Genomic DNA, 19,781 nt, shown 5'->3' on the forward strand with positions numbered 1-19,781 from the left:
TTGATAGAGTTAAAGTCCCGCCATTAGGCAAAGTTATAATATCCATTTCGCTGCCACCACTCGCACTGCAATGAAGATTTCGGGCTTCTCCTCCAGACTTCACGTTATCAATCAGTTTGCATTCTGTGTTAATGATTGCCGCTCTCGCCGCATCGTCGCTGTCGCAGGGAGCAAGTAAAACACCATAGTTGTCGTAGTAGTCATCGCCATACCCGGCGGCGCAATCGTCTCAACCTTCCCAATCATTCATCCTTATCTCCACCTCGTGGATATGAATCCACCCATTTCAAATCTTTGTTTTTTCCGTAGTGTTGGTAATGCCCTGACACCTCGTGCTCACATGGCGACGAACGTTCATCAGGATAATCACGCTGGATAGAAGACTCACTATATTCTTCCGAAGCAGGTGAGCTACTATTATCGTCACTTGAATCAGAAAAAGGGAAATAATCAGAGCTGCCGCCTTTTGATTTTCCACTGTTCGATGCCGCAGCAGCTATGGTTAAAACTGCCGCTCCTGCCCACTTTCCTATTTCGGTTAGGACAGGATGTTTAACGCCGAATTCTTTAACAGCTTCTACAGCATGTAAAATCTTGTCGCCAAAGCTGCTAACTGCCTTTGGTGAAGGCTTTACATTTGATGGTTTATGGGCATCTGTGGCTTTTTTCGATAAATCATCTCTCGGCGGAGTTGTATCAACCCGCTCTGCGCTTTCCGCTTCTGTCTCAGAAGTATCTGCATTTTTGCTTGAAGCGGCTTCAGTATTCTCAACCGCGTCCTGCACTATATTGTTTGTGCTTGCTATTGGGTCACTTAGTTCGATGATTTCACATAGTACATATTTATTCTCGTCAAATTCTCTTGTCGCACAGGTAATCGGATCATAGTAGCCGTTCGTAGGATTACGATAATTACCACCATGAGCATTCTGATGTTCTGATCTTGAAAGAAATTGTATGTTTCCAGCATCACCTTGATGTTCTGGGTAGGTCTCCGCACTCTTCATATGATGGCCTTCAAACGCCTTTCCGTCGTCATCATATACCTTGCCTTTGTCAAGGATGGACTGTTGCTGCTCGGATGTCCAGTCTCGCGTTCCTTTACCTTCAAGCACGAGCTGATACTCATTCTCCCATGCTTCTCTTATTGACTTGCTTGCTTCGGAGGTTCGTCTTGACATAAGATCAACCCCTTATTCCAAGCAGATCATATAGGTCATTTAAAAAAGCAAAAAAGTCAGTATATATTTCGTCATCCTCAATTCTACCGGCTTCATGATTAAAGATTGAGATTTTTTCTCCTGCTTTTTCACATACAATCGGGTCGCCGGAAGACAAGGCACCAATAACAATATAGTTTTCATCAGGTCGGTCGTTGTCATTCACATCTATTAGCGGCTTATGCGCTACGCCGTATAATTGAATTCCGGCAGGCAAGAAAAACTCACCGCCATCGGAGAACAGGAGCCACTCTTTGAATTTCAAAGGGAGCTTGATTTCATGTTTTTTTTCTAAAAGTTTAATCTGCTCTTCCGTTGCCCCTGCAAAAAAGTTCATTTCCCCTTGTGTGTTTAACTGACCAACAATGTTATTCAATTCATCAGACAACATATGGATGGCTCCTTTGCAAATAGAGATTTTTGGTTATAAACGGACTTCTTTTATTATTACTCCACATCCTGCGAACGGAACGCCTGCTCGATAATCGCCATCACGTCGTCAAGCATATCCAGGCTGTCCAGCCCGATCTCCACATCGCCGTTGCCCCATCTGCCTACGCCCGTAACATCCTTGCATATTCCTTTCGGATCAATGACATCGGCGAACTTCATGTTCACAGCCAAGCGAAGCCGCGAACTTTGAAAGACAACATCCACAAAGTTGGTATCGGCTTTATAAGCGATATACAGTTTCTTAAACTCACGTTTTACAAAAGTACCAAGATTGAGAATGCGGGTGTTCAGCTTTTCGAAGAGCATCCGGTTGAAAGCATTGAGGTATTGATAGCTCTCAAGCGTGTATTGCGGTGCGGCATCATCCTGCTTGCGATAGGGGGCCAGTTCGGCATCAGTAAGATTCGGATAAGGCCACGCTTTTTTCGCCACTTCACCGAGCAGAAAAGCGCGTTCGTTGACTTGTGATTCGCCCCAAGAAGTCTGAGTGACAACGTACTTATTCAGACGGAGTGCACTCTCTTTGAAACCACCCTCCATATCGAGTTTGTCAGCAAATGATGAATCGCTCATCTCGGAGTTATATGCCGTTAGTGTCAAATTGCCAATAGAATGTAGATATTTCTTTTGAATCTCTCTCCAGTCGTTACCGAGAGCGGCAATCCAATCAGCTGATAAATGCGGATTTTGAGGAATAATGTGTTCGATGGTCAAATTATCTAATGATACGACCGATTTATTGTCCCAATTCTCGATCCTCCCAAGGATGTACCGGCAACGGTTCATATTATAAATATCCCTTGTCAGGAGAGCCGAAAGAAAGCGCTCATTATTTGGAAACTCCTTATAAGAATCGAGCAGGATAAAGACTGCTTTGACCGAATTTAGGTAATCGTCCGACTTAATATCATTCTTCATGGTAGCGAAGGTCTTATTTAGGGAATTTGTTGGGATATCACAGACGGCACGACGCAGCACATAACTAACGCAAAGCCGAACGATCTCTTGCAATTCCTCGACGGTAATCAATCCCTTATCACAGTCGTCGTGAACTTTCAACAAGAACGGATAGGCTACCTCCATTCGGATTGCCTTCATGTCACCATACAGCGATTTCAGGATGGCATCGGCACTCCTTACAAAGTACATATCGGTGTAGTGCTTCGCATAACTGTAAATATCTAGGCAAAGATCACGGATAGTTAAGCCGCTGCCGTTATTGTAAGCCCTGAACTCTTTATAAACCTCATTCTTTTTTGGTATCCTGCCTAGTTTCATCGTTAGGTAATCACGGAAAAAGTTATCTAATAACTCACTCTGGTGTTCGTAGTCAAAGAGCAGTTCCGTCGGCCGCCAGATATTGTTGTAAACGTCTGCCTGTGTTATGGAATCTAAGCCCATCAGTAAATGATTGCGAATAAGATCGGAATCCTTCAAGTCCATACCCGTCGAGTTCAAACTCTCAAAAATTGCCTGTGGGTCGTCGTACTGGCGGTCGAGGACGATATCCACGATTTGCAGTTTGCCGATAGCGTCGTAGAGGTCGGAGGGTGAAATCTCCAACTTGGCAATTTGCCCGGCAAAGAAGCCGTAGTTATCAAGCACACGGGATTTAAGGCTTTCGGGTATCGGAGCACCCTCGATTTTCTTAATGAGGGCGTCTCTATCGGACTGAGTAAGGAGCAGTTTGTACTTGGCGTTGCCCGTCTCGTACTGATTCAAAAGGAGGGTGTCCGTGATTTTGTTGGGGTTCACGCCGCAGTCGGCGTTTGCCTTGGCGTAGTCCCGAAGGGCAACGAGAAGCAAGGTCAGCGTAGTGAGCCGTTGCTGACCGTCGATAATCATCGCAAGAGTTGATCCCGCCGCCGAGTCCTCGTCAATGCGGACGATAGAGCCTACAAAATGCCCCTCCCGATGTGTATTGTGAAGGTTGACAATGTCGCTCCAAAGGCGAGCGCATTGATCGCGCTCCCAACTGTAAGTTCTCTGATACAACGGTATCAAATATTGGCACGTCCCACCAAGGTATTTGTAGATGTTGCTTTTAAAAGCATTCATTATCAATGCCCTCCGTTAATTATCCGTCCACATCTCGCACTGTCCGATGACAGTGGCGATTGCATCTTCTATACCCTCTGGCGGATACTTGTATTTTTTCAGCAGCTTTTTTACCATTCTGCGCATGCCGGCACGTGCGGATTCTTTCTTTTGCCAATCTATGGTTCGACTTTTGCGGAGCATTTCAGTAAGTTCATGGGCCATTGCCACCAGTTCTTTACTTTCGTAAAAATCCTTTACTGCTTGCGGGCGTGTTATCGCGTCATAGAACGCCAATTCTTCATCTGTTAGTCCGAGTGCATCGCCTTCAGCTTGGGCATTCGCCATGTCCTTAGCCATCTTCATTAGCTCAGCGATAACTTCCTCATTCGAGAGCATACCGTTAAGATATGCTTTCATAGCACGGGAGAGCATTTCCGAGAATTTCTCACTCTTAACGAGGTTTGTCCTACGGTACAGCGACACTTGCTCAGCAAGCAGTTTCTTCAAAATTTCAACAGCCAAGTTTTTTTCCTTCAGCTTGGCGATTTCGTCAAGAAATTTCTGATCGAATAGGGAAAAGCCAGTGTCAATGTCCGAAAACAGATTAATAACGCCTTCGCTTTGTATGCTTGCCTTCAACAATTCGTTGACACGGGCATTTATTTCTTTTAAGGATAATGGCTTACCTTCGCCGGTAATACGCGTAAGCAATGTCCGCACTGATTCAAAATAAGCCGCTTCATACCGCTGCTCTGGAGAAAGGAGCGAACGACAGAGGGAGAGCGCCTGACGCAAAAGCATTGCTTCCTTTATGAACGCTTCGCGTTGCTTTTCTCTGTCAACTCCGGAAAGGTAGTTAACCCCTCCGCTGATCGCTCTGGCGCGGGAGAGGTCGGTAGCCGTCTCTTTCATGAAGCCAGAATAGTCAAATCCATGGAAGAGGTTCCGGCAGACCTCCAATTTTTCAATAAACTTCGGCAGGGCGGTTTTGGCAATATCCGTATCGCCATAGTTATTCTTGTCTCGATTCGTGTATTCGTTCATTGCCTGCTTCAACGCCGAAGCGATACCAACATAATCAACTACCAAACCGCCTTCTTTGTCCTTGTAAACTCGATTGACACGGGCAATTGCCTGCATGAGGTTGTGACCCGCCATTGGTTTGTACACATACATTGTTGCAAGGGATGGCACGTCAAAGCCTGTCAGCCACATATCCACCACAATGGCAATTTTCAGTGGGTCGCTGTCGTCTTTGAACCTCTTTGCCATCTCATCTCGGTGGTGTTTGTTACCAATGATGCCACGCCATGCCTCGGGGTCTTTATTACTCTCGGTCATGACCACCCCAACCTTTTCTGTCCATTCGGGACGGAGCTCAAGCAACCTATTGTAAATTTCCATAGCAATGGCACGGGAATAGGCAACAATCATAGCTTTGCCGGTGAGTTCATACTGGCGGTTTTCCTCGTAATGCTTTATGATATCTTCGCATAGAGCGGTAATCGTCTGTTCCGCGCCGAGGATACTTTCCATCTTACCGAGTTCTTTTTTACTCTTTTCTATCGCGTAATCTTCTGCGTTCTGCGCCATAATATCATACTCAGCATCGATGAGTCGCAGGACGTTTTCGTCCAGTTTCAGGTGAATAACACGACTCTCGTAATAAACAGGTCGTGTCGCTCCGTCCTCAACAGCTTGTGTCATGTCGTAGATGTCAATATAGTTACCGAATACTTCGATGGTGGATCGGTCTTTACTTGATATTGGTGTGCCCGTAAATCCAATATATGTAGCGTTGGGTAAGCTTTCTCTGATAATAAGCCCGAAGGATTTTTGTATTCGCCCTGTTTTGCTGTCAATCTTTTCATCAATGAACTGACTGCGGTGAGCCTCATCTGCCATTACGATCACATTTCGACGGTCAGACAGAAATTCGGAACTTTCTTCAAATTTCTGTGCAGTAGTAAAGATAATGCCATTAGCTGCTCGATCTTGCAAATAATCTTTGAGTCCGATTTCTGTTTTGCGTTTTTCACCTTTTCGGAGAGCTTCTTTATACTCTTCGCTTAACTTACGACAAGTTGCTTGTACTGGCGTTTGGTGCAGAAAGTGCGCGCACTTCGCAAACTGTCCGAACAACTGATCATCAAGATCATTGCGGTCAGTAAGTACAACGATTGTAGGAGATTTCAAAACCTCCTGCAAAAGATGAGCGTAAAATACCATTGACAGGGACTTACCACTACCTTGTGTATGCCAAAAAACACCGCCGCGTCCGTCGGTTTCAGTTGCCTTAGCAGTTGAAGTAATAGCTTTCCGCACAGCAAAATATTGGTGATACGCCCCTAGAATCTTCGCGTCACCAGAAAAGCAGATAAAGTTCTTTATTATATCAAGCAGTCGTGCCTTATCGAACATACCCTCAATGAAGGTATCGAACTGGGCGTACTGCGTATTCTCGTAGCTACCATCTTTTGTCTTCCACTCCATGAATCGATCTTCGCCTGCCGTAATGGTTCCTGCTTTTGATGTGGCAAGATCACTCATAACAAGAAAGGCATTATAAATAAATAAAGATGGAATTTCGTGCATGTAATTTCGTAATTGGAGGTATGCTTCAGAGGCATCAGTTTCTTCTCGAGAAGGCGACTTAAGTTCAAATACAACTACAGGTAATCCATTCAAAAAAATTAGTACATCAGGGCGTTTCTCACTGTTTTCGATAATAGTCCACTGGTTTGCAATGATAAAGCTGTTCTTATCCGGATTGTCGTAATCCACCAACTGCACCAAAGCAGAGCGCTGCTCCCCGGCATCAAAATAATTCACGGACACTCCATTTTGCAAATAGTCCATTAACTGCATATTCTTTTGCAAAATTGTACCGCCTTCAAAATTTCGCAGCTTATAAACCGCCTCAGCCAGGGCGACTTCTGGCAGCTTGGGGTTAATCTTTCCTATGGATGATATCAGTTCATCTGCAAAAAGAGGATCGGTATAATCGCGTGTCTGGTCAGGGGCATAGACATAACGGTACCCCAAAGTGCTATGGAAAAGCTCAATTACAGCATTTTCAAAATTTGCTTCGGTGTAAGCCAAAATGATTACTTCCTTACTTCTGAGATTTATTCATCTTCATCACTATAAACGTCAATATAATCTATAGATAATATACATTTGTCAATTTCTTTTACACCAATAGTAACAACATGGTCATGCGTGAAATTTCCGATAACACGTTCTTTGTCTTTAACTGTGAAGGTTATATGTGCATTTACAACAATGTCATAATTATGGATTAATTCTGATTCAATAGTCTTATCAATACTTTCAATACTATAAACTGAAAATTCAGATAAAAATATATTTTCATGGAACTCTCTAAATTCTTTGGAGAAATTAAGAAGCTGATGGAAGAATTCATCCGAGTCAAACCATTTTAGTAATCTTTCCGACTCTCTTTCTTCTTCCGAAATATCTTCAGGTATATGAGTATATTCATCGATGATTTTAGCCCAAACTATTAATTGATTTTTTACTTCAAATTCGTTCTTACATATAAAAATTTGGTCATTAAATAATGATTGAAATTCATCTATCAAGACATCACAAAAACCATTGTCTTTGCTGTAAAAAACAATTTTTGCCTGTGGAGTGTTTTCCTTAAGCTCAAGAATACTTTCCCATAATAAAGCATCTTTAAAGCCTTTATCTGATTCTTTTTCAACTCCATAAAATGGCGGAAGCTTTGTAAAAGCCCTATGCACTATACTTGAGAATCTTTTCTCAGTCGGTAAAGGTAATTCAGCAATGGACGTTTGACCAGATGCTAATTGTTTTTTGTATTCAATTATTTTATCAGAAACGTATTTTTCATAATCGATCTCACTAAAGGAATACTCAAATTCCGGGAATTTTGATTTTCCAATAGCTTTTTGCAACGTTTCTTTTTTATCATCATGTGCACTGATTTTTTGCTTTTTCATTTCTTCATAAACAACGGTCGGCACCAAAACGGTTATATGTTCATATATATCTAGTTCTTCCAATATCCCCACTACATTATCGAAAGTGGAATTAAAGGAGAAACCAGTAAAATCCCCATAAGTTTTATGATTGACATACAACGTATTTGTATCAAAAATTATGTAGTAATCATTTTTTGACAATTCTATGTATTCTCCTTTCGTAGCAGTAAATCATTATTTCGAGTCTCTGAGGTCTGCGACGGACAACTCGCCAGACATAAGGCGGGGTAACAGAGCATCGCGGAGAGCGGCAAGACGTAGGTTCTCATTTGAATTATTGAGGATGGCTTCATAAATAGGAGCGACCTTTTCCTCAAATAAGCAGGCTTCAGCGGTAGTTATATCCGGTACAATCTCACTTTCAAAATCCCTTGTGACGATTGCGTCGAAAACTGCTCCACTGGCTTTGTGCTTAAGACTTTCCACGACGTATTGAGCGAGATGATAAACATAATGCTGACCATAACCTTCAGTCCCGATAAGGGCATAGCATGACTGGTTCATTGCCATAGGACAACCAGCAAGAGAAAGCTTTCCGACCGTACCTCTGGCAGTCACAAAGACTGTGTTGACGGGATATAGCTGACTGTTGCAGTTGGAAAGGCCTGCTTCTGTAAGCGTTTTTTCCGTGGTCAGCGTATAGATGCCAGAAGCATCCTTGGGCGTAAAGAAAGGGACGACACCGTTCCAAAACTCAATTGTTCCTGTTTTAGGTGTTCCGCCACCCAAAACCTGAACAATTTCAGTAAAGGGCTTCGACGGCTTAAAGTCCACAAACCACGATTTAAAAATAGCCTGTGTCATTTTCTCAAAGCGTAGATTAATTTTCGTGTTGTTCGCAATTTTGTCATCGAGAGCCCGCAATGTGCGGGCAATTTCTTCCTGCACACCTATGCAACTGGGATATGTGACCATCACTTCCGCATTTAAGCGCTTTCTATTCAATTCGGTTTGTCCGGTTGAGCCTTCAGCTAATGATTCGATTAGCTGTTGTTTTGATTTTAAGGCGTAGCCAAGATACATTGCATCAATTTTTTTATTTGCTCGAAGTATTATCATATGCCCATCAACAGTTGTTGGAACAGGCACTTCATCGACTTGGGCAACCCTTCCAGCTGTACCTGTACCAGTAGAATTAATGAGGATATCACCAACATGAAGATATCGTTCAGCAGATACTGCTTTTTTAGTAATATCATTTAATCTTGAATCATCATAAGAAATTGCAAAATTGCGATTGCATTTTTGGTTTAATACTCTGATGGTGTTTTGGCTTTCGTTTTCTGTATAGTAAGGGGCAATACCTTTGGACATAAAGGATATTAATTCTCCTAAAGGCGCAATATCCCAATCAGACCTCATACCCTATCGCCCCCAATCTGCTGCGAATTTCATCTTCTAATTCATGAGAGCGCTCAAATAAGGTATTCAGTTCGCCGGTAAGCTTCATCATTTTTTGCTCAAAGGGTATGCCGTCATCCTCCTGCGCCTCAATTCCAACATAACGACCAGGCGTGAGAATATAATCCTTCTTGGCAATTTCGTCTATGCTGGCTACGGCACTAAAGCCTTTTACCTCCTCCAGTGTCCCATTGTCGAAAGCTTCAAAGGTAGCAGCAATCTTTAAAATATCACCGGGGCTTCCGTCCTCGTTTTGATAGGTCAGTTCCCGCAGGCTGCGGCTGATCATGATTCCCATATTGCGGGCGTCTATAAACAGAGTTTTGCCTTTTTGCTTCTTATTGCGATTAATGAACCACAGGGACACGGGAATCTGCGTGGTATAGAACAACTGGGGAGGCATGGCGACAATGCCCTCTACCAGATCGGCCTCGATGATTTTTCGGCGAATTTCACCCTCACCGCCGCTTTGGCTGGAGAGAGAACCATTGGCAAGAACCATGCCGATTTTGCCATTTGGAGCAAGGTGATAAATCATGTGTTGAAGCCATGCAAAGTTAGCGTTTCCGTTGGGTGGTACACCAAATTTCCAGCGAGGATCATCATTCAGGCTGCCGTCGTTCCAATCTGAAAGGTTGAAGGGTGGGTTCGCCATAATATAATCAGCTTTCAGCGTCGGATGTAGGTCATTATGGAAAGTATCAGCGTTGTATGCGCCAAGGTCGGCTTCGATGCCGCGAATAGCGAGGTTCATCAATGCCATTTTGCGAGTGGTTGGGTTAGCATCCTGTCCGTAAATGGAAAGATTATCAATATTACCGGAATGGTGCCCTACGAATTCTGCCGATTGCACAAACATCCCACCTGAACCACAGCATGGGTCATACACTCGCCCTTTGAATGGCTGCAATACCTCAACAAGTGTTCGCACCACACAAGAAGGCGTATAGAATTCGCCTGCGCGTTTACCTTCTTGTTCGGCGAATTTTTTTAAGCAGTATTCATAAGCGCGACCAAGAATATCCTTATCTGTTCCGTGCTCAATCATTTGAATATTGGTAAACAAATCTACCACATTTCCAAGACGGCGCTTGTCCAATTCGCCACGGGCATAGTTTTTAGGCAAAATATCTTTTAAGCGTTTGTTCTCTTTTTCAATTGCACGCATTGCACGGTCAATGATGCCGCCTATATCAAAAAATTCTTCTTTCCCGTTTTCATCTGTTATTTTTCCGGTCTTATGTGCCCATTCGGAAATGACATTCCAACGGGCAACGGGGGGTACATAAAATACATTTGCCTCGGTGTAAGCATCTTTATCTTCTACGTCATCATCATCGGACTTGAGCTCATTATAACGCTCATCAAACTTGTCCGAGATGTATTTTAAAAATATAAGTCCGAGAACAACATGCTTGTATTCAGCAGCATCCATATTCCCTCGTAAAATGTCTGCCGCCGCCCAAATTTGCTGTTCAAAGCCGATATTGGCTGTATTCTTTTCTGCCATCTTTCTTTTCCTCTTTTCTTCTACTGACGATGATTACATACTTTATCCATAACGCGTTTTTAAAAAAAGCTATAACCTATTCAGCCTGCTCATAAAATATTATATCATCGTTTAAGAAGTATGCTTTACTAAAAAATAAGATTGTTAAATGTAGTAGGTTTTACTCTTCCCAAACAGCAATGTAGTCATTATGAGAGTTTGAAAACATATCTGCCAATGAATAGTCGCTTTTATTAACTTTTCCACATCTGGTCCACCCGTCAGCTACTATATTTTCATAAACTGCATCTATTGTTGCCGCTTGATATTTCGCAGCATTTTCATGCTCCTTATTCAGAACATAATACGTTTCATCCGTTACTGTGTATAAAACATCTGCAATAATTATCTTTGACATAAAATCATTCTCCTTTTTATCCATTTAAAATTATTTTCGCCATTTCTACTTCTAGAATATATCGAAATATTTGACGTATACAATAGCTTTGCATGGTTGCTACAATCTATAGCCTTAATTATACAATAAATTTGTCTATATTCCAATATATAGTATATAATATAAGCTACTTTATGCTTGACTGCAGATATTGTCAGCTTGTTGCTATGAAGCTTGGCAATAAGCTCTTTTCCTGCGCCTCTTTAAATTTTTATTATAAGAGTATTTCTAGCTATCACTAGCACCATGCCGACACAACGACGCTAGAAAAACTTGAGACTTAACTAAAGATTATGATAAATCGATATTCTCATAATTTCTTATAAGAATACTGTCTCTAATACAGTAAATAGGAATACCAGTCTTTTGAATGGATTTCTCTGCGTTATCCAAACTATTTTCATAGCTTTCTAAATCTTCGCTTGAATAGCAAATAACTATATCTATCTCGCCTTTCCTATAAAGGTCAAACAGTTTGCTTAATCGATGACCGCCTCTTTGAAACCCCTTTTCATCAGTAAACCAATCAACGATATCTGAAAACTTTAATTGTCTTAGTATTGATTCCAAAGAAGCTAAGTTTGGATAACTGGATCTGTTTGGAATGAATACGGCTTTTTTAATTCTATTGCCTTGTATGCCAAGTATTTTTTCAAAACTTGATGACGGGGGAATTACAAACATGTTTTTTCTGTACATAGCCGACCTCCTTATAAAACAATATACGTTGCTAGATATGTATAAGGGCTAAGTTGCGGGTCAACGACCGACCTCATTCTTAGCCCTTTCATTATTAATTTTTCTTCTAAATACCCATGTCATCTGAGGAAGGGGCAAAAAAACGGGGTCAAAAATCGCTTTTTCGAGCTCTGAAACCGGTCATTTTTGAGTCAAGAACCACAATATCTTGTAGTCTAACCCCTGTTTTTCTTATCCGAACCACAATGCGTCATCATTATCACTGCTTCTACGTGCTTTGTTCTTGGGAATAAATCTACCGGAGTGATTGAGCCGCTTGTATAGCCAAGCTCTTGAAAGAGCTTTAAGTCGCGGGCCAATGTGGCGGGGTCGCAGGAAACATAAACAATACGAGCCGGAGTCATACCAGCTACTGTATGAATTAGTTCTGGTGAACAACCCTTTCTGGGGGGATCTAGCACCACAACATCTGGCTTTTCACCTCGCTGTGCTAACTGCTGTGCAGCCTCGTTGGCATCCATACATAAAAATTCTGCGTTCTCAATGTGATTTAACTTCGCATTCTCCCGTGCGTTTTCAACTGCCTGCTCTACCACCTCAACCCCAATGACTCGACCAGCGCGGCTTGCCATAGAAAGACCAATGGTACCTGTACCGCAGTACAAATCGAGCACCGTTTCTTTTCCTGTAAGACCTGCGTATTCATTGGCAAGGCCATAAAGCTTTTCTGCCTGGCTATGGTTTACTTGATAGAACGACATTGGAGAAAGATGAAATTGCATTCCACACATCTTGTCTGTTATGAAATCTTGCCCCCAAACAGTACGAAACCGCCTGCCCAAAACCACGTTTGTATCTTCTCGGTTATTATTAATCAACACACTTTTTAGGCCGTCTACCCGCTCACGCAGCAGCGCAGCAAGGGAATCTTCCCCTTTTAGGCCATTCCCATTAACAACCACACAAACCATAACCTCACCGGTTCCCTGCGCAACACGCAAATAAAGGTGGCGAAGCTTCCCTTTGTGAGTGGTCTCATCGTAAACACTTTCTCCGCTTTGGTTTGCCCATTCCAAAAATGCCAAAAGCGCTTGCTCAAATGGTTTGGGCTGTAAAGCACAATGAGTACACGGAACAATGCGATGACTATGATTTGCAAAGAAACCGGCAATCAACTTCCCTTGCTTGTCCTTACCGAGCGGAATTTGTGCTTTGTTGCGATATCCATTTACATTTTGTGAGCCAACGATTGGCTGAATCTCCGGATTCTGGAATCCCCCGATTCGCACCATCGCATCTTGAACACGCGTCTTCTTTGCGTGCAGTTCTTCGGAATACGTTATATGACGATAAGCGCACCCTCCGCATTGAAGTGACACTGGACAGTCCGATTCTATACGATCTTTGGAAGGCGTTAGTATCTCTTCTATTTTACCAACTGCATAGGTTTTGGCTGTTTTTAAAATGCGAATGCGCAGCCGATCACCGGCGGCCGCCCCCGGTACAAAAACAGCTATGCCCTCAACTCGACCTACGCCATTGCCTTCTGCGGTCATCCCGGTTATCTCTACTTCATGTAACTCGTTCTTTTTTAACATTTAAACTCTCCGTTCGTGCAGCGCACTCTATTAAAATTCTATAATTCAAATCCCTTAAGCAAGAGAATGATAAGTGAATGAATTACTAAAAGTGTAGCATTTTACTTCTATAAACACAAGACAAGAAAAAAATGTAAAATATTTTTCCTATTTTGAATAATGGTGGAATTTGTGTCAATCATAATAAATATTATATTGCTTTGCTATGCAATTTAGGAAAAAAGCAGATTCATTATTAAGCTTTTGTTAAATTCTTGACTTTACTGTATATAGTAGTTTATACTATGGTAAAAGAAATAAAAATTGTGATATATCTATTTTTACTTGTTAATAAGACCGCGGCGGATGCCGTACCTTTTTCAATACAACTCCTCCCCAAAAAGGCTGGAACCGGTAAGTTTTTACCGGTTTCAGCCTTTTTATCATACCCGATACCTCAACTGACGTTTGCTTAATTTGTATAAATGCAACAAACTGTATCTTGTATTTCTATTTATGTTATCACTATAAATTTATTGGTCATTTTTTTGCATGATACTATGCAGCAATCCTGCAAAATCTTATAAAATCAGGAGTTAAATCCAAATTTCATCCCCTATTGCACAACCTAACTTGCAAGAAGAAACATTTTTAATGCAATAGATTTAAAAAAATATAACAGATTCCGAAAAAATGCACTATACACAATGCCAAAGCTTACTCCATAGAGAGCGGGAGACGAACGGTAAATGTGCTGCCTTTGCCTATTTGGCTTTCTACACTCACTTCCCCGTGGTACAAAGCGGCTAAATGTTTTACGATGGAAAGCCCGAGACCGGTACCGCCAATCTCTCGTGAACGGCTAGTGTCTACCCGGTAAAAACGTTCAAACAAGCGATCCAGGTGCTCCGGCTCAATGCCAATTCCTGTATCACGTACCCGTATCATTGCCATGTTCCTCTGCTTTTGAGCTGTTACTGTTACAGAACCGTGCGGCACATTGTACTTAATTGCGTTTTCAATCAAGTTGCCAAATAGCTGCCCAATGCGGGTAGGCGAACAATCGCAGAACAACGAGGCATCGGCATCCAACTCCAGTGCAACCGAAGATTTTTCGGCAACTGGGCGCAGCCGCTCCAGAGTATCCTCCAATTCCTCTTTTAGATTACAGCGGCGTGCTGAGGGGTCATCCTTTGCGTTCTCAATTTGAGATAGCACCAGCATATCGTCTATTAGGTGGTGAAGGCGCTCGGCTTCAATGTCTAACACATCGTAAAAATAACGCCGCGTTTCTTCATCACGGTCACCACTGCGCAGCAGTTCAATACTGCCACGAATGGAGGTAAGCGGTGTTTTCAGCTCGTGGGTTACATTGGCAACAAATTCACTGCGCAGCTGCTCTAGCTGGCGCATGCGGGTAACGTCTGCTATTACCGCGAGAACCTCGCCGTCCTCCCTCTTACCGGGGATTGGTGCAATGTACACATTAAACTGCTTTTCCTTAGGTCCACCAGCGGTTAGTGTTTCGCGGTACACTGTTTCCTGCTCGCCAATTTCTCCCGCGCTGTGCATACGCTCGGCAAGCTGGCGGATAAGCAGGCTGCCGTCAAGCACGCCCCCTTCCTTTAAATCCTTTGCATGAAGAAGCTCTCTTGCACGCTGGTTTAAGAAAACCACCCGATTGTGTTTGTCTACACACAACACACCATCATCCATTCCCTGAAGAACCCCTTCGAGCTGCTCTTGTTTCTTGTGGGTTTGCAGAACCGCCTGCTCGGTGCTCTCCGCCATCACATTGAATGAATGCGTCAGTTCGCCAATCTCACCGGTAAAATTCCCTTTCATACGCCCTGAGAGGTCACCCTCTGAAATTCGGCGCGCCACCTTGCTTAGATTTCGAATAGGAAGGGTAAAACGGTCTGCCATAAACCAAGTCACCGTACAGATTAAAATGAGGCCTAACAGCAGGCTGATGAGAGAACCAGCCCAAAACTTTTGGGTAACGCGGTCTAAGTCTGCCATGGAAAGTGCCGCACGCAAATACCCTTGGTCTGAAAGCCGTACTGCCGCATAATAAAAACGCTCTCCGCGATTTGCGGAAAGTCGTACGTCGTAACCACGTCCGGCCTTTCCCGCCGCTATAATCTCTGGTCGAGAGAGATGATTGCCCCTTACGGTATCGTCATCTACATCTCCTGGCTGTTCACTGTCGCCCACTACGTTGCCTTTGGAATCGAGTACTGTAATGCGCATTTGCTGTCCGACAGATTCCAGCCGTTTACTTTCCTCACGAGTATACTTTTGGGGATTTGCCCAGATCTCATTGCTTTGTGTTTCCATGATGGCGAGGGATGCGTCAAGTCTCTTCGTAAATTCTTCGCGGTATTGCTTTTGCACCAGAACTGCCACGAGCGCAAAGGCGAGGCAAAACCCGGCGCAAAGAATAATCGAGCTAATCAGCATTAGGCGCTGCTTTACCGAACCGTTACGAAACGACCTTAAAACATGATTTTTCTTTAACACCTGTAATCCCTCCATATCAATTGAAAACAATACCACTTTTCCTGAAAATATGCTATGATGATAAAATGAAGTGTAAGTCTTTTTGAGTAAAGCATTTATATAAAAACTGTTTTCCGGAGTGCGTATCCGGATAAATAATAAACCGGAAAGGAAGCCGATTACCGATGACCTCTGCCGAACGACGTGAAAAAATCTTAGCATTATTGCAACAAAGCCGCCATCCGGTAAGTGCCAGTGCCATTGCCCGGCAGTTTGAGGTAAGCCGGCAAGTCATCGTGGGAGACATTGCTTTGCTGCGTGCCGCAAATGAGAAAATTGCCGCTACCCCACGCGGATATGTATTGGAATCTGACTTACCGGAGGGCGAATACCGCGTGATTATTGCCTGCCAACACAATGGAAGCCAAATGGAAGATGAGCTTACTACCATAGTAGACAACGGTGGCAAAATATGGGATGTAACCGTGGAACATGCGGTTTACGGGCAAATCAGCGGCCAGCTCCGCATAGGTTCACGTTACGACGTTACGGATTTTCTGGCACGCTTGAGTAACAGTCACTCCGCGCCTCTTTCCGATTTAACGGGAGGAATTCACCTGCATACCGTCGCATTTACCAGCCGGGAGGATCAGGAGCGAGCTCTTGCTGCACTTACCCAAAAAGGCTATTTGTTAGAGCAACGTGAATGAGATATCTAATCTACCAAAGAATATTTGCGCAGAGGTGTCTTGACACCTCTGCTTTTTTGTTTTATAATGCTGTCAAGACACATGTAAAGTCTATTAGCAACTGAAAAACAAAAAATTAAACGCTTATTTTTAAGTGATGCTTGAGGTGACGAGATGAAACAGACAAATCAAAAAATAGTAACCATGGTAATTGCCGCTCTGCTTTGTGCAGTTGGTATTGTTATTCCCATGTTTGCTCCCAAAATTGTACTTGAGCCCATGAGCTTTACTCTCGCAAGCCATGTTGCCATTTTTATTGCCATGTTCATTTCTCCTCCAGTAGCTTTTGCTGTTACACTAGGTAGCAGTATTGGCTTCTTTTTTGCGGGGCTTCCGCCGGTAGTCGCCTTGCGTGCACTTAGCCACCTTGGCTTTGTGGCGGCTGGCTGCCTGATTTTAAAGAAGTACCCGAATGTACTTTTAAAGCCGTCTTCCAGTGTACTGTTCAGCTTTGTTCTGGCTTTGGTTCATGCTATTTGCGAGGCACTCGTGGTAACCATGTTCTATTTTGGCGGAATGCTAAACAGCGGATTTTACAATAAAGGCTTCGCATTCTCGGTACTGCTCATGGTCGGCGTAGGCACCATTGTGCACAGCATGATTGATTTTGGCATTGCTCTGGCTGTGTGGAAGCCCGTAAGCCGTGTGATTCAAATTCCGGTGAGTGCTCCTATCAAAGCTTCTCAAAAAAGTGGCGCTGTTTTATAATAAGTCTCAAAAAACAGAATAGCTTGCCCGGTAAATCTGATTCCAAAGGATTTACCGGGCTTTTTGCATCTATTTGATTATTTGGAGAAGCGGCGTTTTTTACTATTACACGCCGCCACTCCAAACAATTATCTATTGCAAATACCCCGTCCGTCTCTTTTGCAGGTTATTCCTGCTCCGTAAACTTATAGCCCACACCGCGCACGGTTTGCACCAAGCAGGGCGCCTCGGGGTCTTCCTCTATTTTTTGGCGAAGATATCGCACATGAACATCTACGGTACGGGTGTCTCCGTAGTACTCCACACCCCATACCTTATCCAGCAAAGTGTCACGCGTCATAACCCGACCGCGGTGCTTCATCAGCATGACCAACAGGTCAAACTCCTTTGCAGTCAACTCTCGCAGTTCCCCGTTTTTGCTCACGGTATGCCGTGCGATGTCTACACTCAAATCGCCACTCTTTAGCACCTCAGCTTCCAACTCTTGTGCACCGCGCTCACTGCGGCGCAGAACCGCGCGTACACGCGCAGTAAGTTCTTTTACGCTGAAAGGCTTTACAATATAATCATCTGCTCCAATTTCCAAACCCAAAACACGGTCAAATTCTTCGCTACGAGCAGTCAGCATTAAAATGGGCAGATTTTTCCCCTCTGGGCTTTCCCGTAAAATTCGGCATACGGCAAGTCCGTCCGGCGGCGGCATCATCCAGTCTAATATCACAGCGTCGGGTCTTTTTTGACGCACTGCTGCCAACAGAGTTGTTCCGTCTGCAAATTCTGCAGTCTCGTATCCGGCGTCCTTTAGTCCAAACGCCACCAGCTTGCGGATATTTGGTTCATCATCGGCAATATAAACCAACGCCATTCTTTTATTGCTCCTCTCGGTCATTGCACTTAACATTTTCATTTCATGTTACGACATCCGTATAGAAAGACGACTTGCAACAATTGTAAATTATATCTGCTTCAAATCTTTTCATTCAGCTCAGGGTGAACGCCATTCTCCATATAAATGACCCATTCCGCAATATTGGTGGCATGGTCTGCCGTGCGTTCAATATATTTCGTGATGAAAATAAGGTCTACCTCGCACATCACATTGCGCGGGTTTTGGGTGATGATGTCGCACATTTCTAAAATAATTTTGGAGAACATCATATCTACCACATCATCATACTGGCAGATTGCTTTTGCTTCTTCCACATCGTGCGAAATAAACACATCAATGGAGCGCCGGAACATTCCCCGTGCTTCCTCCAGCATGCTTACCACGTGTGAAAGCGCCAAGCTGTTGCCGTTAAAATCGCCGCCCGCAACAATTTCACAAATATCGGCGCACTGGTCTGCTACACGCTCCATGTCTGTTAAAATTTTCAGGCAAGCCGCAATCATACGTAAATCGCCGGCAATCGGCTGCTGCAATGCAATCAAGTTCAGGCACATTTTTTCAATTTGGTGCTCTTGGCGATCAATCTCCTCGTCGCTTTCTGCCACCTCACGAGCTTTATCTAAATTCAGCGTACGCAAAGCATCAATAGTTTCGAGCAGGCGGCCGTCCACGTCGTTGCCCATTGAAATCATTTCTTGCGCAAGCTCTTCGAGCTCACGCTCAAACATTTTTCTAGCCATAGTTTCCTCTCTTTCCGCCGCAGGCCGCCGGCGTTCTCTCTTTGATGATATCAGACAGGCCTGGAAAAATCAACCGAAACGACCGGTAATATAGCGCTCTGTACGTTCGTCTTTCGGTTGTTCGAACATCACCTTAGTTTCTGTAAATTCCACAACCTCACCCAATAGAAAAAATGCCGTTTTATCTGAAATACGAGCGGCCTGCTGCATGTTATGAGTAACGATAATCACCGTATATTGGCCGCGTAGCTCATCGAGTAAATCTTCAATTTTTTGCGTGGAGATTGGGTCAAGCGCACTGGTTGGCTCATCCATAAGCAGAATGTCTGGCTCAACCGCAAGTGCACGGGCAATACAAAGGCGCTGCTGCTGCCCGCCGGAAATACCAAGCGCCGATTTTTTCAGGCGGTCTTTCACTTCATCCCACAGAGCAGCACTTCGAAGTGATTGTTCCACTATTTCATCGAGCTGACTTTTGCTTTTCATTCCGTGTACACGCGGACCATAAGCAATGTTATCGTATATACTCATCGGGAACGGGTTCGGCTTCTGGAACACCATGCCCGCACGGCGGCGAAGAAGGTTTACATCCGTTTTCGGGTCGTAAATATCTTCTCCGTCTATGGTGATTTTGCCCTCAATTCGGCAGCCGGGCACCATATCGTTCATGCGATTGAGTGTTTTTAGGCAGGTGGATTTACCACAGCCGGACGGCCCTATAAACGCTGTTACCTGGCTTTCGGGAATATCCAGAGAAATATTGTGGAGCGCCTGAAAATCCTTATAGAATAAATTCAAGTTTTGAATGGATATTTTGGTTTCCATA

At 43.6% G+C, this 19,781-nt stretch carries 17 protein-coding genes; 2 read left to right on the plus strand and 15 right to left on the minus strand.

Going from position 1 to position 19,781, the window contains the following annotated elements:
- Positions 1-111: 111 nt before the first annotated feature.
- The 12 genes from E7L17_RS01325 to E7L17_RS01380 all read right to left on the minus strand — a co-directional run bounded on the left by E7L17_RS01325 (position 112) and on the right by E7L17_RS01380 (position 15,890).
- On the minus strand, positions 112-246 hold the full coding sequence (locus tag E7L17_RS01325) for a hypothetical protein (RefSeq protein ID WP_316321456.1): 135 nt from the start codon (positions 244-246) through the stop codon (positions 112-114).
- The gene (locus E7L17_RS01330; protein ID WP_316321457.1) at positions 243-1,181 is read right to left on the minus strand and encodes a hypothetical protein; all 939 of its coding nucleotides are present in this window, start codon (positions 1,179-1,181) and stop codon (positions 243-245) included. The genes E7L17_RS01325 and E7L17_RS01330 overlap by 4 nt, the downstream gene beginning before the upstream one ends.
- Positions 1,182-1,185: 4 nt before the next feature.
- Entirely contained in the window at positions 1,186-1,611 is a 426-nt protein-coding gene (locus tag E7L17_RS01335; protein ID WP_316321458.1) for an SMI1/KNR4 family protein, read from the minus strand.
- Between the two features lie 56 nt (positions 1,612-1,667).
- Positions 1,668-3,731: a DUF262 and DUF1524 domain-containing protein gene (locus E7L17_RS01340; RefSeq protein ID WP_316321459.1), complete on the minus strand. Its 2,064-nt coding sequence runs from the start codon at positions 3,729-3,731 to the stop codon at positions 1,668-1,670.
- A 15-nt stretch (positions 3,732-3,746) separates the two neighbouring features.
- Positions 3,747-6,815 carry a type I restriction endonuclease subunit R gene (locus tag E7L17_RS01345; protein WP_410470638.1) on the minus strand — a complete coding sequence of 1,023 codons (3,069 nt, stop codon included), beginning with the start codon at positions 6,813-6,815 and terminating at the stop codon, positions 3,747-3,749.
- Positions 6,816-6,841: 26 nt separating this feature from the next.
- A complete protein-coding gene (locus tag E7L17_RS01350) occupies positions 6,842-7,885 on the minus strand; it encodes a PIN domain-containing protein (protein ID WP_316321460.1) in 1,044 nt (347 codons plus the stop codon).
- Positions 7,886-7,918: 33 nt separating this feature from the next.
- A complete protein-coding gene (locus E7L17_RS01355; protein ID WP_316321461.1) occupies positions 7,919-9,106 on the minus strand; it encodes a restriction endonuclease subunit S in 1,188 nt (395 codons plus the stop codon).
- The gene (locus tag E7L17_RS01360) at positions 9,096-10,655 is read right to left on the minus strand and encodes a class I SAM-dependent DNA methyltransferase (protein ID WP_316321462.1); all 1,560 of its coding nucleotides are present in this window, start codon (positions 10,653-10,655) and stop codon (positions 9,096-9,098) included. The genes E7L17_RS01355 and E7L17_RS01360 overlap by 11 nt, the downstream gene beginning before the upstream one ends.
- A gap of 160 nt (positions 10,656-10,815) precedes the next feature.
- On the minus strand, positions 10,816-11,052 hold the full coding sequence (locus E7L17_RS01365) for a hypothetical protein (RefSeq protein ID WP_316321463.1): 237 nt from the start codon (positions 11,050-11,052) through the stop codon (positions 10,816-10,818).
- A gap of 330 nt (positions 11,053-11,382) precedes the next feature.
- Positions 11,383-11,790, minus strand: a complete 408-nt coding sequence (locus E7L17_RS01370; protein WP_316321464.1) for a hypothetical protein — start codon at positions 11,788-11,790, stop codon at positions 11,383-11,385.
- A 215-nt stretch (positions 11,791-12,005) separates the two neighbouring features.
- Positions 12,006-13,388 (minus strand): 23S rRNA (uracil(1939)-C(5))-methyltransferase RlmD, encoded by a 1,383-nt coding sequence (gene rlmD, locus E7L17_RS01375; protein WP_316321465.1) that lies wholly within the window; start codon positions 13,386-13,388, stop codon positions 12,006-12,008.
- Between the two features lie 696 nt (positions 13,389-14,084).
- Positions 14,085-15,890, minus strand: a complete 1,806-nt coding sequence (locus E7L17_RS01380; RefSeq protein ID WP_316321466.1) for an ATP-binding protein — start codon at positions 15,888-15,890, stop codon at positions 14,085-14,087.
- A 164-nt stretch (positions 15,891-16,054) separates the two neighbouring features.
- Here E7L17_RS01380 and E7L17_RS01385 point away from each other — a divergent pair, with 164 nt between their 5' ends.
- Together E7L17_RS01385 and E7L17_RS01390 are read left to right on the plus strand one after the other, a co-directional pair.
- Positions 16,055-16,579, plus strand: a complete 525-nt coding sequence (locus E7L17_RS01385) for a transcription repressor NadR (RefSeq protein ID WP_316321467.1) — start codon at positions 16,055-16,057, stop codon at positions 16,577-16,579.
- A gap of 153 nt (positions 16,580-16,732) precedes the next feature.
- Complete coding sequence (locus E7L17_RS01390; RefSeq protein ID WP_316321468.1) at positions 16,733-17,326, plus strand: hypothetical protein; 594 nt, start codon at positions 16,733-16,735, stop codon at positions 17,324-17,326.
- A 166-nt stretch (positions 17,327-17,492) separates the two neighbouring features.
- On the opposite strand, the gene E7L17_RS01395 is transcribed toward E7L17_RS01390, so the two are convergent.
- The 3 genes from E7L17_RS01395 to pstB all read right to left on the minus strand — a co-directional run bounded on the left by E7L17_RS01395 (position 17,493) and on the right by pstB (position 19,780).
- The gene (locus E7L17_RS01395; protein WP_316321469.1) at positions 17,493-18,191 is read right to left on the minus strand and encodes a response regulator transcription factor; all 699 of its coding nucleotides are present in this window, start codon (positions 18,189-18,191) and stop codon (positions 17,493-17,495) included.
- Positions 18,192-18,292: 101 nt separating this feature from the next.
- A complete protein-coding gene (phoU, locus tag E7L17_RS01400; RefSeq protein ID WP_316321470.1) occupies positions 18,293-18,955 on the minus strand; it encodes a phosphate signaling complex protein PhoU in 663 nt (220 codons plus the stop codon).
- Positions 18,956-19,024: 69 nt separating this feature from the next.
- Positions 19,025-19,780: a phosphate ABC transporter ATP-binding protein PstB gene (gene pstB, locus E7L17_RS01405; protein ID WP_316321471.1), complete on the minus strand. Its 756-nt coding sequence runs from the start codon at positions 19,778-19,780 to the stop codon at positions 19,025-19,027.
- Between the last annotated feature and the right edge of the window lies 1 nt (position 19,781).

Origin of the sequence: Clostridium sp. (assembly GCF_032576335.1) — a bacterium.
In the GTDB taxonomy this organism is placed as follows: domain Bacteria; phylum Bacillota; class Clostridia; order Oscillospirales; family Acutalibacteraceae; genus Faecalispora.

Coding starts and splice junctions, on each gene's coding strand:
- E7L17_RS01325 (WP_316321456.1), bottom strand. CDS start 246: ATGATTGGGAAGGTTGAGACGATTGCGCCGCCGGGTATGGCGATGACT.
- phoU (WP_316321470.1), bottom strand. CDS start 18,955: ATGGCTAGAAAAATGTTTGAGCGTGAGCTCGAAGAGCTTGCGCAAGAA.
- E7L17_RS01370 (WP_316321464.1), bottom strand. CDS start 11,790: ATGTACAGAAAAAACATGTTTGTAATTCCCCCGTCATCAAGTTTTGAA.
- pstB (WP_316321471.1), bottom strand. CDS start 19,780: ATGGAAACCAAAATATCCATTCAAAACTTGAATTTATTCTATAAGGAT.
- E7L17_RS01390 (WP_316321468.1), top strand. CDS start 16,733: ATGAAACAGACAAATCAAAAAATAGTAACCATGGTAATTGCCGCTCTG.
- E7L17_RS01335 (WP_316321458.1), bottom strand. CDS start 1,611: ATGTTGTCTGATGAATTGAATAACATTGTTGGTCAGTTAAACACACAA.
- E7L17_RS01385 (WP_316321467.1), top strand. CDS start 16,055: ATGACCTCTGCCGAACGACGTGAAAAAATCTTAGCATTATTGCAACAA.
- E7L17_RS01395 (WP_316321469.1), bottom strand. CDS start 18,191: ATGGCGTTGGTTTATATTGCCGATGATGAACCAAATATCCGCAAGCTG.
- E7L17_RS01360 (WP_316321462.1), bottom strand. CDS start 10,655: ATGGCAGAAAAGAATACAGCCAATATCGGCTTTGAACAGCAAATTTGG.
- rlmD (WP_316321465.1), bottom strand. CDS start 13,388: ATGTTAAAAAAGAACGAGTTACATGAAGTAGAGATAACCGGGATGACC.
- E7L17_RS01355 (WP_316321461.1), bottom strand. CDS start 9,106: ATGAGGTCTGATTGGGATATTGCGCCTTTAGGAGAATTAATATCCTTT.
- E7L17_RS01340 (WP_316321459.1), bottom strand. CDS start 3,731: ATGAATGCTTTTAAAAGCAACATCTACAAATACCTTGGTGGGACGTGC.
- E7L17_RS01330 (WP_316321457.1), bottom strand. CDS start 1,181: ATGTCAAGACGAACCTCCGAAGCAAGCAAGTCAATAAGAGAAGCATGG.
- E7L17_RS01365 (WP_316321463.1), bottom strand. CDS start 11,052: ATGTCAAAGATAATTATTGCAGATGTTTTATACACAGTAACGGATGAA.